Origin of the sequence: Paenibacillus naphthalenovorans (assembly GCF_001465255.1) — a bacterium.
GTDB classification, from domain to species: Bacteria; Bacillota; Bacilli; order Paenibacillales; family NBRC-103111; genus Paenibacillus_G; species Paenibacillus_G naphthalenovorans.
In genome coordinates this window covers 448,452-462,074 of sequence record NZ_CP013652.1, presented here as the reverse complement: position 1 = coordinate 462,074, position 13,623 = coordinate 448,452, and the positions used below count along the sequence as shown (strand labels likewise).

The following is a 13,623-nucleotide window of genomic DNA, read 5'->3' as shown; positions in this document are numbered from 1 at the left end:
GTAGAGGAGGACTGCTGATGCTAACCCCTGAATTGGCCGCCGAAATCGTTCAGGAAACGATGGAACGGCTTGACCGCAACATCAATATCATGGACTTGACAGGTACGATTATCGCCAGCGGTGATGCCGGCCGTATCGGACAATACCATGAAGCTGCCGCAGAAGCCATGCGGCAAAACCGGGAGTTGATCGTAGAGGAGCATCATGTCCCGCAATGGAACGGAGCTCACATCGGGATAAATTTGCCCGTTCATTATAATGGACGGGTGGTAGGAGCGATCGGCATTACGGGCACCCCGAATGAGGTCAAGCCTTTCGGCCATTTGGTCAAGATGACGACCGAGCTCATGATCAAGCAGAAACATCTGAAGCTGCAGGATGAATGGAAGCAAATGACCGTTGATTTGATTGTAGAGGAGCTTCTCCAATCCTCCGCTCCGGATTTGCCGATGATCGATCAAAGACTAGAGACGCTTCACTGCCGATTCAGCCCTCCCTATCAGGTGGCTGCCGCCGCTTACAAGCTGCCTTCGGAAAATAAAGGAAATGAAGGCCTTCTTGCCAAGGTCCAACGCATGTTTCAATCGGACAAGGCGCTGATCAGTCAGTACCGGCCGCAAAAACTGCTCTTTCTCTTTTATGAGATTCCCCCGGAAGGCGTTGAGCATAAGCTTGTCAAGCTGACGGAGCTGTTAGAGCGGGAGGCATTGAAGCACACCATTGGAGTAGGATCTCCCGTCATGACCCGCGAAGCGATCCGTCTCGGGTTTACGGAAGCGGATCTCGCCCTCCGTATGGGCGAATCCGAGGACCGCCCCCTGGTCCGCTTTGACACCGTGGAAGCCAAAGCTTTGGTTCATGAAATTCCATCAGAGCACCGCAACCGGCTGCTGACTAAAATTCAGCCTTACTGGAACGACAAAATGCGCGAGACGCTGCAGGCGTTTTTCGACTGCAGCCTGAGTATTGCAAGCTCTGCAAAAATGCTGAATATTCACCGGAACACGATGATTTACCGTTTGGAGCAAATCAAGGCGTTAACGGGCTACGATCCCCAACAATTTCAAGATGCCGTTCTGCTTCAGTTTGTGCTGTGGTTCAGACCGGAAAGCTTTCACATGGAATTAAACAAGGGCAGCAGCAGCGACTGAATCAACCCGATGATTCCGCCGAGCAAAACTCCCAGCCAGGTAATGGCCCGGAATTCTTTGCCCGACACGCCAAGTATGATTTCCTCCACGCGCTCAATCGGAAAGCGGGCAATCTGCCCTTCGACGATTTTAGGCAGCTCGATCGCTTCTATGATCCGTTCCATATGATTCGCAAGAAGAGCAAGCAGGCGCTCTGCCACTTCGGGAGTATACTCCAGCAGCGTCTCCCTGTAACGGCCGAGTGCCTCATCCAGGCGGGCTTCTCCCAGCTTATGCAGCCAATCCTCAAAACGGAGCAGCGACTGCGCTTTTTCTTTAAGAAAAGGCAGACTCTCCTCTTTGGCCGCCGCTTCAAGCACAACAGACAAACTCATGTCTTCAAATTGCTCTACTTTTTTGCGGATAAAATGACCGAGGGTAATCCGCACATTTGCGGATTCCAGCTGTTGAAGAAGAGCCGCCCGGATTTTTTCAACCGTCTTCGATTCATCCATAAACATGCCGGCCAGCGCGCCCAGAAAACCGCCTGTCTGCCCCATGAACTGGTTCGTCATTTGACGCAGCATATGTTCCCCGTTCGGTGACATCAGTTCCTTCCTGATCTCTTCAATCAACAAGTCGACTCCCCATTCTACGAAGCGCTCCCGCTTCTCTTCCGACCAATCCGGAAGCAGTTCCGACAGCTTCATATCTCCCAAGCCCTTTTCCAGCCAAAGCCATTCGATTCCCCGCCCCATACGCTCCCGCAGCCATCCGGCTAGCCGCGAAATCCATTCATCCGCCTTTTCGGGAGCCAGCCACTTGGCGAGCAGTTCGCGTACCGTGATCTCCCGTCCCGTCCAATCCGTTACAATCCGGCCAAGCGCCTGTTCCAGGCGGGCTTTCGTTTCAGGCTTTTGCAGCATTTGCGAGAGCCCGTGAGCGGTAACCAGATATTCTCCTACCACTTTGCCAAGCGAGCGGCCGATTTCGTCCTTGCGTTTAGGGATAAGACCCGGCGTAAAAGGTACCCTTATTCCGAAGAGGCGCCATTCCCGGCGGGGATGAAACAGCATTTTGATCGCCAGGTGGTTGGTTACCCCGCCCACAAAACCGGCCACAGCTATATTCATTAAAATAAACCAGACATTCAGCATGCTGCGAAGTTCACATCCTTTTGCAAGTAGAGGCTCTTTCCCATTCACCAAGGGGAAAACGCCCTCATATGATGAAGTAGTTCGTTTGGTAATGTTCCAAGCATGCTGAGGCATGCCGTACGGCAAGCCCTTGCTGGGAAGGAGTTCCGCATGAAAAGAACAAAGGTCAGGATTCAAATACAAAACCCCGACATTTCCTCGGACGGCTCCGTTCTGATGCTCAGCGATGCGATCGCAAAGAAATGGAAAATCCCGCTTCACACTACTCTGCATTTGCGCTTCGGAGCAAGCAAGCAGGAAGTAAAGATCATGCCTGTTTCGCAAACCGGCACGCTTCGCATAAGCAGAACGCTTGCTGCCGCATGGGGGCTGTCGCAGGGTGACCAGTTGTGTTTGCAGTACAAATCCGGAACACGTACGATTCAAATCGGACCGCTGATCGGCGTGATGGTCAGTCGCGTCCATCCTTCGTCGCCCGACAAATTGTTTGGCGCGAACACGGCATTCTGCAGGGAGTTATCCGATGCATGCAAGCTGTATGGCGCCGTGGTGTTCTTTTGCACCCCGGACGACCTCCACGGGCAGAGCGATACGGTTCAGGGGTGGCGCTATGCCGGAGGTGAGAAATGGGAAAAGCTCAACCTCCCGATCCCGAATGTCCTCTACAATCGGCTCACCTCGCGCAAGCTGGAAAAACGGCCGAATGTTCAGCATTTTATAAACCAAGTCAAAACCCGTCATAACACCATCATGTTTAACGAGAAATATCTGGACAAAACGGAAGTCTTTGACGCGCTCCGCAAGGAGAGCGGTCTGCATCTTTATTTACCGGAATCATACCTGCTGCGGAATTTTCAAATGCTGAAGTCCATGTGCGCAAAGCATAAAACCGTATTTCTCAAGCCCGTTACGGGAAGTCTGGGCAAAGGAATCATTCGGATACGCAAACAGCCGGACGGATCGTACATTTGTCATTTTACCAATCTGAGCGGCGCACGTAAACAATCGTTTTCCTCGTTAACCGGCGTGTTTGCCGCCGTATCCGGAAAAGTGAAAAAACATCGCTATCAAATCCAGCAGGGACTGGATCTGCTGACGGCGGGCGGAAGGCCGATCGATTTCCGCGCTTTAGTGCAGCGCGGCGAAACCGGGCAGTGGGCCATTACCTCCATCGTAGCCCGGATTGCGGGAAATCATCATTTTGTTTCCAACCTCGCCCGGGGCGGAAGCTTGAGCACCGTAAAAGAAGCGCTGGCCCGCTCAGGCTCTGCCGCCGCATCCGGCGGACTTCCGAAGCTGCGCCGGGCGGCGGTGCAGATCGCCAAAGGAATCGAAGCACAAGTGCCTGGCCATTTTGCAGAGCTCGGCATCGATCTGGCTATCGATATCCATGGACGCGTTTGGCTGATCGAAGTCAATTCGAAGCCGTCGAAAGAAGACAACACGCCGCTTGCAGCGGACAATAAAATCCGGCCTTCGGTGAAAAAGCTTGTACAATACGCCAGACATTCCGCAAGCTTTTAAGTTTTACCATTTCGGGCGGCTTCCCGTTCGGGAAGCTCCCTGCACTTATGGGGTGACGCGCATGATGATCTCCAGCTTCATGAGGATCGCTGATCGTTCGGTAGGCATCATGACGACGCATACCGATGAGGATCCGCCTTTTCGAAACCGCCGCTTCTACCGCAGCTTGTGTATAGCCGGTAGACGAAGCGGTTTGATGGTATTCGTGTTTACTCCGCCTGGCATCGATTGGAGCAGAAAGCAAGTGACAGGTTATGCCTATGATCCTGATCATAAGCAATGGATGTGCCGGACATTCCCGCTGCCGTCCGTCGTGTATGACCGGTGTTTTTTCACCGAACGGCATCAGTACGCAGCATATCGGGCGGTAATGCGCCGTCTGGACGAACACCCGTCCGTCCGCCTTTTAGGGTGCGGCCTTAAAGACAAATGGACCGTTCAGCAGCTGTTGGAGCAGGATGAACGGTTTGGCATTTATCTTCCCCGGACCGAACGACTGCGCGGCATGCGGACGGTGGCAGACTGGCTCCGGGAATGCCGGGAAGTCATCCTGAAGCCGCAAAGCGGCTCGCAAGGCCGCGGCGTGCTGCTCGTGCGGAGCAGGCCGCTCCCCGCGGCCGGAACGGTAAACACCGCTGAACCGGCATTTACCGTGCGCGGACGCGATAAGCGAAACCGCGCTTTTGAGCGGGATTTCGCGGACAAGGCCGCGCTGCTGGAATGGCTGCGCCGTTTTGTCGCGCGGCGCAGCTACCTGCTGCAGCAGTATCTGCCGCTGCAGACCCAAGATGGCGAAGCGTACGACGTGCGCGTGCTGGCGCAAAAAAACGACACCGGCCGCTGGCAGTTAACCGGCATGGCTGTTCGCCGGGGTCGGGACGGCAGCCTGACTTCAAACCTGCATGGAGGAGGCACGGCAGAGCCCGCCGCTCCCTTCCTCGCCCGGGAATTCGGGCGGGAAGCCGCCGAGGAGCTTCTTCGCAAGCTGACTCGCCTCTCGGAGGAGCTGCCGATCGCTCTGGAATCATATCACGGACGGCTCGTCGAGCTCGGGATAGATTACGGCGTCGACCGGGACGGTAATTTATGGATTCTTGAAGTGAATTCCAAGCCCGGCCGTTCCATCTTTACTTATTTGCAAGACGATCAGGCAAAGTGTGCAGCTTTGGCCAATCCCCTTCATTATGCATGGTATATCTTGCGGCAGCAGGACGAAAGGAAGCGTGGAAAAAATTTCGGAGGCACGGGAAGAAGACTCTCCGGGAAAGTCGTTGAAGGAGCAAGGATGCCAAAAAACCATTAGGCCGGAAATCACGTCATCCGTCAAAAAAGAACGCATCGGCGCTCAGGCTCGTTCCTTCTCCTGAAGCCAACAGTACCTACGAATCAGAACTGCTTTGCCAGTCGCAAAGTTTTCATATCCTCTTGCCTCATTCCTTACGAAGCCAGTTTTGCCTCCGGCAAAACGCAAAGCACATCTATACGAAGCCAGTTTTGCCTCCGGCAAAACTCTTAGGAGGTTCAACATGAGCTTGACAACTTGCACGATTCATGTCATTAAGCGGCAAGAACGGGTCGTTTACTTGACAAGTGAATTGGCCAAAACCCTGAAGGTGGCCAAAGCAAGAAATGTGACCTTAAAGCTCGGCAGCAAAAGCCTCTATTTGCAACTCAAGCTGCTGAAGAAGAGCGGAAACCAAGTCTATTTACCGTCATATGTGTACACCCAGTTACGCATTCCCAGAAGCGGCACCACTCTGATTGTTAGCGACAATACCGAACTTCGCCTGGGCCCGCTGATCGGCATCTTGACCAGCGTTTCTCCAGGCAACTCCGCTCCCTTCGGCTCGCGGACGGAATTCATCCGTCAATTCATGCAGGCCGGGAAAGACAAAGCGTTCTATTTCGGCTTCTCGCCCCGTGACGTGAACTGGTCGCAACAGACGGTAAACGCAGTCGTTCCGAGCGGCGGCGGCGGATGGGTCCGCAAAGTGCTGCCGCTGCCGGACGTGGTCTATAACCGATTGCCAAGCCGCAAAGCGGAGAAGCTCGCTTCCATGAATGCCTTCAAGAACCGCTTCGTGCGGCAGGGCATTCCGTTGTTCAACTGGAGCTTCTTTGACAAATGGGACGTGTACAATCTGCTCGAAGACACCGATGTCTTCAAAAACGTACCGGAGTCCCGTATCAATCCTACGCCGGCACAGATGAAGGAAATGCTGGAGAAGCACCGGTTTATTTATCTCAAACCGACCGCCGGCAGCCTCGGCATCGGAATTTACCGGTTGACGTATAATCCGAGGCAGGGGTATTACGCACGTTTCCGCAGGGGAGAACGCAATGTGCTGCTGCGTTTCAAAAAATTTGAATCGCTGATGTCCCTGTTAAACCGCCAGAGCAGCGGCTTAAACGGTTATGTCGCCCAACAGGGCATTAGGCTGATTGAAATCGACAGCTGTCCGATCGATTTCCGCTTCCATATGACCAAGAACATCAATAACCAATGGGTCGTTGCCGCGATCGGAGCCAAGAAGGCCGGCAGAGGCAGCGTCACGACACACGTGCGTACCGGCGGCCAATTGATGACGCCGGAGCAGGTGTTGAAGGAAGTATTAGGAACGCGGGCGGAGGCTGTTCTCGCCAACGCCAAAGAGACGGCCATCAAGCTGGCGGAGGCGATCGAACGCAATGACCGCCACACCCTTGGCGAGCTCGGTTTTGATATCGGGATCGATCAAAACGAACACATCTGGATGTTCGAAGCCAACTCCAAACCAGGGCGGTCCATATTTAAACACCCTGCCCTCAAGGAGCAGGGAAGACGTTCACTTCAGTATGTTTTCGACTATTGTCTCTTCCTGAGCCGATTCCGGTCAAGGAGGGATTCTTAAGTGGGTGCCATCATACAAAGGAAACAGAAGCGGCCCACCCTGGCCATTCTCACTTATGCCGACAAAAAAAGAGTATTCCGCGGGAACCAGGATAACTTTGTAGATCTGATCCGAATCGGTAAGGAACGCGGAGTGCAGGTATACGTCATGACCACATCTGATTTCAAGCTGTCCGGCAAGCATGTCCCCGGTTATTCATATCACCCTTCAACCAAATCGTGGACCAAACAGCGGATGCCTCTTCCCCATGTTGTCTATAACCGGATTCCTTACCGAAAATTCGAGCTTTATCCCGAGGTGCAGCAGGTCATTCAGACCTGTCTGCGCCACGGACAGATCCATTTTTTTAATCCGGCCTTTTTTAACAAATGGAACCTCTTCGAATGGATTAACAAATCGCAGAAAACAAGGCCCTTTATTCCCGTCACGGAGCGTTTGTCTTCAAGCACAGAACTTCATAAGATGCTTCTGGCTTATCCGTTCCTTTACCTTAAACCGATTCGCGGAAAAGCGGGCAAAGGCATCATGAGGGTCAGCCGCATTAGTGGCGGACGTTCAAAAGGCAACTCATACGAGCTCAGTATCCAGAACAAAACCAAAAGCCATATCTCCCGGTATTCGACCGTTTCGGAACTGTGGACGGAGATCCAACGCCAAATTAACTCCAAAGAATATATCATGCAACAAGGAATCGTCCTTTCAAGCTACAAGCAAAGACCTTTCGATCTGCGGGTTCTTGTGCAGAAGAACGGCAAAGGCCGGTGGACCATAACGGGCATTGGCGCGCGGCTTGCGGGAAAGTCCAGTATTACGACCCACGTCCCGCGGGGCGGTTCGATTGACAATCCTGTCAAGCTGCTTAACTCCTCGTTCGGAACAGCTGGCAGCAAACGCATCATTAGAGAGGCGCGGAAGACAGCCTTGATCATAGCCAAACAAATTGAGAAATCGTACGGATATTCCCTCGGCGAAATGTCTATGGATCTCGGAGTGGACCAAATTGGACATATTTGGTTTTTCGAAGCCAACTCCAAGCCGATGAAGTTTGACGAACCCCCCATCCGAAAAAAATCGCTTGAAAATTTAATCGACTATTCCATTTACCTGTGCAAAAGAAAGCCCAAACGGTTCTTCAAAAAAAATTCAACCATGTCCGCTATAAAGAGCATTGCCGATGAAAGCAGGTGAAAAACGCGTGAGGTATCCAGTGGGGGTATTGGCTATGTATTTGGCGGGACAAAGGCTAGAAGAAATTTCCTTTTTCCGTAAGCTGAGCATTAGCGGACGAAAGCTTGGACTGGAAATTTTGGTCTTCACACCAGATGATGTAGATAAAACCAGGTCCCGGATTCACGCTTTGAAATATAATCCTGCAATGGGGAAGTGGGTCCGAAAGTGGACCAGATTTCCGCCCATCATCTATGACCGCTGCCGTTACCATGGACTTGAAAATTTTCGCAAGCTGACAAGATTCCGCAAGCAGTACAGTTCCTTACGCTATTTAAGCCGCCCCCTCACCAACAAGTGGTCCATGCATCAGCTTCTATCCGAGAATTCAAGTATCAAACCTCACCTGCCGGCAACCGTCAAGTATAAAGATGCAAAAGAACTGGGCCAATTTCTCAAAAAGCATCCGGTCATCTTCATGAAGCCAAAAAGCGGAACTGGAGGCCGCGGCATCATCCGACTGCAGCGGCTTCGAGGCGGAGTCTATCTGATGCAGGGGCGCGACCCGAACCGGCGAATACTTCCCATGCATAAAGTGACCTTAGCGCAAATACCTGTGAAGCTTCGTGATTGGAAACTGGAAGAGAAATACATCCTTCAGCAAGGAATTCCACTTCGCTTAAAAGACGGCCGGGTTCACGACTTTCGCATGCTGGTGCAAAAAGACGGCAACGGAGAATGGCAGATCACCGGCTGCGCCGGCCGGATCGGGCCCGCACAGTCCGTTACTTCCAATCTGCACGGCGGAGGCACCGCCATTTCGATGGATGCCTTGCTGAAGAAGCGTTTCAATTCGGATGACGTCGTGAAGAACATTAAAAAGAGCGCATACGAACTCGGTCTAAACGTAATGAAGCACCTTGAGGATAAATTCGGCAGACTTTGCGAGGCGGGGATTGACCTGGCTGTTGATCCCAAAGGACATGTCTGGCTGCTTGAAGTCAATCCGAAGCCTTCGCGGGAAGTCTTTTACCGGATCGGAGAATTAGAAACGTACCGGATAGCCGTCAGACGTCCTCTCGAATTCGCACTTTGGCTGAACAAACAAAAAATCAGCGGCGTAACCCGCTGATTTTTTCCATTTTCTAATGGGATTTCCGTTATAATGCAAGTCGCTTCCTTCACGTTTCGTCTACTAGCTTCAGCAGTTCGCTGAAATCCGCAATCCTCACGTCTGCCTGATCCAGCTCTCCTTCCTTGCGGAAGCCGGCATAATCGCAGCCGACGACAAACAATCCGTTGGCATGTCCCGCCTCCACGTCGGAGGAGCGGTCACCTACCATCCAAGCGGAGCTTACCCCGTGCCGATCCAAGAGCATCCGTACCAGATCCGCCTTTGACCGGGTTCGGTACTCCCCTGCGCTGTAAAGTCCGCCAGGCTCAAACAGCGTCTCCAGACCTTGGTATCGGATGACCCCCTTCACATAATCCTCCAGTCCGTTGCTTGCGATAAACAGCCGTATTCCCCTGCTGCGGAGCCCTTGAAGAGTATGGGCTACACCGTCATACAGCTTCCCGTCGCCCCGCTCCATCCCTTCAATCTGCAGCTTTAACAGGAGCTCGTCCGCTCTGCGGTGAACTGCTTGGTCCACCTCGGGCATCACCATCTGCCAAATATGCTCGAGCAACATGCCCAGACCGCTGAGAACGTACTTTTCCGGCGGCGTTTCGCCTTCATACAGTCCCTCCTCGCGCAGTCTGTCGAACGTCGCCCGATAAGCCGGCAACAGCAACGTCTCCGTTTGAAACAAGGTCCCGTCCAGGTCGAAGATCATAGCCTCCGGCTTTGTGATTGCAATCGCCAATTCGTTTTCCTCCCCTGTCCTTCAAAAACGTCAAGTTCTATACAACCATGATTTGCAAAGAATGTCAATTAGGCATTGTCCACTGCTTTTATTCCTTTCCTGCAACAACCATCCACTCGTCAATTGTAATGGAGCGAATGGCCCCATCTTTCAGCACCAATCCGCAGTACTCCTGCAAATCCTTATCCGCCTTCAGGATATGGGATTCGACCTGCTTTACCTGTTCCTCCGTTCTGGCCGTTCGCCGGACCCAGGTCGGAAACTCGAATGTCTTCTTGCGGACCCTCTGTTTCCGTACTTCCAGACCTGCATCCTTCATCCATCCGGTCCACTGAGACAGGCTGCAGCATCGCACGTGGCTCTCATCCCTTAACTTTTCCAATGTATTGATGAACAAATCCAGACGAGCTTCCTCCGGAACCACATTATCAATAAGCAGAAGCTTGCCTCCAGGCTTCAAGACGCGTGCCGCTTCCGTAATAAACCGCCCCGGGTCAGGAAAATGATGCGCGGCAATCCGGCAGGTGACCGCATCGAAGGAGTCGTCCAGAAACGGCAAATCCTCGGCATCAGCCACCACAAATCCAACGTTGTCGCAGCCTTCCTCTATCAGATGCTTGCGAGCTGCAGCCAGCATCTCCTTTGTCAAATCCGTTGCAACTATTTGCGCTACAAATGGGGAGAGCGCTTTGGAAACATGTCCTCCTCCGGTAGCTGCGTCAAGCACTTGCCAGTCCGCTCCAGGCTCCAGCCACTCCACCAAAAGCGGAAGATCATCTCCTTTGGCATGGATGCTGCTAGTCACATATTTTTCCGCATTTCTGGAAAACTGATCCCGAACGGTTTCTTTTGCCTGTTTTGGGTCCATCATGGCTTTTTGTTCCCTCCCGCATAATTTGATTATAAGGCGGACCGTAATTTTCAAAATCTCTTTCAAGCAACATTACCAATTTATCACAATTCGGTCGGCCCTCCCAGTTAACGCGCATTTTTTTTACTTTTTGCCCGAAGGCTTGCTGAAACGACAAAACAGGCGAAATCCGTTGACTTCGCCTGGACAAGTAAATTCGCTTATCTTACCAATGCTTTTTCGTTCAGAAAACCTTCTTCTCGCTCTGATCCGCTTTCAATATTTCTACAGCTTCACGAAACCGCAGCGAGTGGACAATCTCCCGCTCCCGCAAAAATTTGAGCCCGTCCTGCAAATCCACATCGTCCGTCAAATCAATCAACCATTGATATGTAGCTCTGGCCTTCTCTTCCGCCGCTATATCTTCATACAAATCGGCGATCGGATCTCCTTTGGCTTGAATATAAGCGGCAGTCCAAGGAACGCCCTCCGCATTGCTGTAAAACAGCGCTCGGTCATGACTGGCATAATAAGCGTCCAATCCGGCCTCCTTCAGCTGCTCCACCGTAGCATCTTTTGTCAGTTTGTATACCATCGTAGCAATCATCTCAAGATGAGCGAATTCCTCTGTCCCGATATCCGTCAGCAAACCGATAACTTTATCCGGAATCGTATAGCGTTGATTCAAATACCGCAGCGCCGCGGCCAACTCGCCGTCCGCACCGCCATATTGCTCCAGTAAAAGCTTTGCCATTCTGGGATCGCATTTACTTACCTTTACCGGATATTGCAGCTTCTTTTCATAGATCCACATGCCACTGCTCCCCTCCAGCGTTCATTGGTTAAACCTGCCATGGCCAGGGCGTCTCGATCCATTGCCAGGGATGCCTGGAATAGCTGTGGCCATAGGCCATAAGCGGACCAAATTCCGTCTCAAAACGCCTGGCCAGATGCATTCGTTGCTGCGCGTGCTGATTGTACTGCTGAATGGCTTGAACGTCTAAAGGATGCGTATCCAGATAGAGCGTGAGTTCCACCAGCACGAAGTCAATCGCCTGCAGTTCCTGCAGCATGGTGTAAAAATGTTCCGGAAGCGGTTGTTGCATACCTATTCTCCTTCCTTCACGCTTCAGCAATTTTTCGAAATGTACGGACTAAAGAGCGCCGGCCAGAGCGTGCCGCGCATCAGCGCTTCCATCGGCGGGTATTGGGGAAGATGCATCGGTTGATAGTGAATATAAAGATTTGGCGGGGTACTGTAAGTCTTCACTGTAATCGGCGGACACGGGTCGAACGGACTATGATACGGATACCATACTTTCTCCTGTTCCATAACGGATGTGCCTCCTTGTTCATACTACCTCTATATATACAGCTCCTGTTTGTCCATTATGTTTATTTCCGATTCTATAACGAAAAAAAAAAAGGCTACCCGGCACATACTGGGTAACCTGAGATTAAAAAGGCCCTGTTGACAGCTTGTCTTACTAATGAATGTCCTTCTTCTTGAAGCGTCCGCCCTTCACGTCGTGAATGTTGCCGATCGCAAGAAATGCGCCCTGATCCAGTTCCTCGACGATCGATTTCAGCTTTGCTTCCTCCAGACGGTTGATTACACAGAAAATCACGAGTTTGTCGCCGCCCATGTAGCCTCCTTCACCTTGCAAATAAGTGACGCTGCGGCCCAAACGGCTGATGATGGCATCGCCAATTTCACGGCTGTTGTCGCTGATAACCCAGACCGATTTGGATTCGTCAAACCCTTCGATGGTAATATCAATCATTTTGTAAGCAATGAAATAGGCAATAAGCGAGTACATCGCCCGGTCCCAACCGAAGACAAATCCTGCGCTGCTGAGAATGAAGAGGTTAAAAAACATGACTACTTCTCCTACGGAGAATGGCGTTTTTTTGCTGAACAGAATCGCTAAAATTTCCGTACCGTCCAGCGAACCGCCAAAACGGATTACGATCCCGACCCCGATTCCGAGAATAACCCCGCCGAACACCGATGCGAGCAGAGGATCAATCGTAAGCGGAGCTACCGGATGAAGCAGCCAGGTTCCGAGGGACATCAGGATGACCGCATACAATGTGGATAGGGCAAAGGTTTTGCCGATTTGTTTATAGCCGATAAGCAAAAAAGGCAAATTGAGTAACAACAGGAATATACCGACTGGAAGGGCAGTCAAATGAGATGAAATGATCGAAATGCCTACAATGCCTCCGTCGATGATCCTGTTGGGTACGAGAAAAATTTCGAGTCCGACGGATACGAGCGCTGCCCCCAGGAAGATAAAAAATGCGCGGTGCACAATCTTCGCTGCGGACAGCTTTGAATGCTGTTTGATTTGCTGTAAGTCCGCTTGCATACAATTCCCACCTTTACTATGATTGAATGATCATGCTGTAAGTTAACCCTCCAGCTTGATGTTTATTTTAAGCAATCCGACGCGGCGCATCGCTTGATATACAATGACCATGACCGGGCCCAGAACGAGTCCGACGACGCCGATCAGTTGAAACCCTGCATACATACTGACGAGCGCGGCCAATGCGTTGATTCCGATGGCATCGCCAATGATTTTCGGCTCGATAAAGATTCATACAGCTTCAGAAGATGAAATGAAATCAGATAAAGTCCGATGATGAACACAACAAAAAAATAAACAAGCTTGGAATCACTTTCGCCACCCCGAGCGAATAACCGTAAATCGCCAGCAAAATGCCGTTCTTCCGCAATCGAGCCTACGTTGGATTCCATCCATTTCACCACTTGCTCAGCCACCCCGGACAGCAGCGTTTGATACAACAGCCCGGAGCTTGAGGTCGTATTCTCAAAGAACAGGATCGCATCATTCAAATAACCCGGGGCTATTTTCAACAATTGTATAAGCTCTGAAATGATTTTGATGCCAACCATATAAAAAAAACCGAGTATGACCGCTGTTAATAATGTACAGGCGGCTGCCGAGGCCGTCATGCGTCCGATTCGAAAATATTTCATCATCATCTGAACGGGACGCTCTAACCGTACAA

Annotated in this window: 15 protein-coding genes; 6 read left to right on the top strand and 9 right to left on the bottom strand. The window is 51.6% G+C overall.

Annotation, left to right across the window (positions count from 1 at the left end; all coding sequences use genetic code 11):
• Positions 1 to 17: 17 nt before the first annotated feature.
• Positions 18 to 1,151 carry a CdaR family transcriptional regulator gene (locus IJ22_RS02245; RefSeq protein WP_062406939.1) on the top strand — a complete coding sequence of 378 codons (1,134 nt, stop codon included), beginning with the start codon at positions 18 to 20 and terminating at the stop codon, positions 1,149 to 1,151.
• Here IJ22_RS02245 and IJ22_RS02240 read toward each other — a convergent pair.
• Positions 1,115 to 2,287: a DUF445 domain-containing protein gene (locus tag IJ22_RS02240; RefSeq protein WP_062406937.1), complete on the bottom strand. Its 1,173-nt coding sequence runs from the start codon at positions 2,285 to 2,287 to the stop codon at positions 1,115 to 1,117. The two genes, IJ22_RS02245 and IJ22_RS02240, sit on opposite strands and share 37 nt — an antisense overlap.
• A 150-nt stretch (positions 2,288 to 2,437) precedes the next feature.
• On the opposite strand from IJ22_RS02240, the gene IJ22_RS02235 reads away from it, so the two are divergent.
• The 5 genes from IJ22_RS02235 (at position 2,438) to IJ22_RS02215 (ending at position 9,001) form a co-directional block, all read left to right on the top strand.
• Entirely contained in the window at positions 2,438 to 3,811 is a 1,374-nt protein-coding gene (locus tag IJ22_RS02235) for a YheC/YheD family endospore coat-associated protein (protein WP_062406935.1), read from the top strand.
• 61 nt (positions 3,812 to 3,872) lie between these two features.
• Positions 3,873 to 5,114: a YheC/YheD family endospore coat-associated protein gene (locus IJ22_RS02230; RefSeq protein WP_235594232.1), complete on the top strand. Its 1,242-nt coding sequence runs from the start codon at positions 3,873 to 3,875 to the stop codon at positions 5,112 to 5,114.
• Positions 5,115 to 5,337: 223 nt separating this feature from the next.
• Positions 5,338 to 6,702, top strand: a complete 1,365-nt coding sequence (locus IJ22_RS02225; protein WP_062406933.1) for a YheC/YheD family endospore coat-associated protein — start codon at positions 5,338 to 5,340, stop codon at positions 6,700 to 6,702.
• Positions 6,703 to 7,890, top strand: coding sequence for a YheC/YheD family endospore coat-associated protein (locus IJ22_RS02220; protein WP_062406931.1), 1,188 nt, complete (start codon positions 6,703 to 6,705; stop codon positions 7,888 to 7,890).
• A 7-nt stretch (positions 7,891 to 7,897) separates the two neighbouring features.
• The gene (locus IJ22_RS02215) at positions 7,898 to 9,001 is read left to right on the top strand and encodes a YheC/YheD family endospore coat-associated protein (RefSeq protein WP_137669887.1); all 1,104 of its coding nucleotides are present in this window, start codon (positions 7,898 to 7,900) and stop codon (positions 8,999 to 9,001) included.
• A 49-nt stretch (positions 9,002 to 9,050) separates the two neighbouring features.
• Here IJ22_RS02215 and IJ22_RS02210 read toward each other — a convergent pair whose 3' ends face one another.
• The 8 genes from IJ22_RS02210 to IJ22_RS02180 all read right to left on the bottom strand — a co-directional run bounded on the left by IJ22_RS02210 (position 9,051) and on the right by IJ22_RS02180 (position 13,597).
• A complete protein-coding gene (locus IJ22_RS02210) occupies positions 9,051 to 9,704 on the bottom strand; it encodes an HAD family hydrolase (protein WP_062410824.1) in 654 nt (217 codons plus the stop codon).
• A gap of 118 nt (positions 9,705 to 9,822) precedes the next feature.
• Entirely contained in the window at positions 9,823 to 10,605 is a 783-nt protein-coding gene (locus IJ22_RS02205; RefSeq protein WP_201023583.1) for a class I SAM-dependent methyltransferase, read from the bottom strand.
• 223 nt (positions 10,606 to 10,828) lie between these two features.
• On the bottom strand, positions 10,829 to 11,398 hold the full coding sequence (locus tag IJ22_RS02200; protein ID WP_054819312.1) for a manganese catalase family protein: 570 nt from the start codon (positions 11,396 to 11,398) through the stop codon (positions 10,829 to 10,831).
• 28 nt (positions 11,399 to 11,426) lie between these two features.
• Positions 11,427 to 11,690, bottom strand: coding sequence for a spore coat protein CotJB (locus IJ22_RS02195; RefSeq protein ID WP_062406927.1), 264 nt, complete (start codon positions 11,688 to 11,690; stop codon positions 11,427 to 11,429).
• Between the two features lie 23 nt (positions 11,691 to 11,713).
• On the bottom strand, positions 11,714 to 11,917 hold the full coding sequence (locus IJ22_RS02190) for a spore coat associated protein CotJA (protein ID WP_054819311.1): 204 nt from the start codon (positions 11,915 to 11,917) through the stop codon (positions 11,714 to 11,716).
• Positions 11,918 to 12,071: 154 nt separating this feature from the next.
• Complete coding sequence (locus IJ22_RS02185) at positions 12,072 to 12,956, bottom strand: YitT family protein (protein ID WP_062406925.1); 885 nt, start codon at positions 12,954 to 12,956, stop codon at positions 12,072 to 12,074.
• Positions 12,957 to 12,998: 42 nt separating this feature from the next.
• Complete coding sequence (locus tag IJ22_RS26640) at positions 12,999 to 13,139, bottom strand: hypothetical protein (protein ID WP_249929493.1); 141 nt, start codon at positions 13,137 to 13,139, stop codon at positions 12,999 to 13,001.
• A complete protein-coding gene (locus IJ22_RS02180) occupies positions 13,100 to 13,597 on the bottom strand; it encodes an AI-2E family transporter (RefSeq protein ID WP_235594231.1) in 498 nt (165 codons plus the stop codon). Before IJ22_RS02180 ends, IJ22_RS26640 begins: the two co-directional genes overlap by 40 nt.
• Between the last annotated feature and the right edge of the window lie 26 nt (positions 13,598 to 13,623).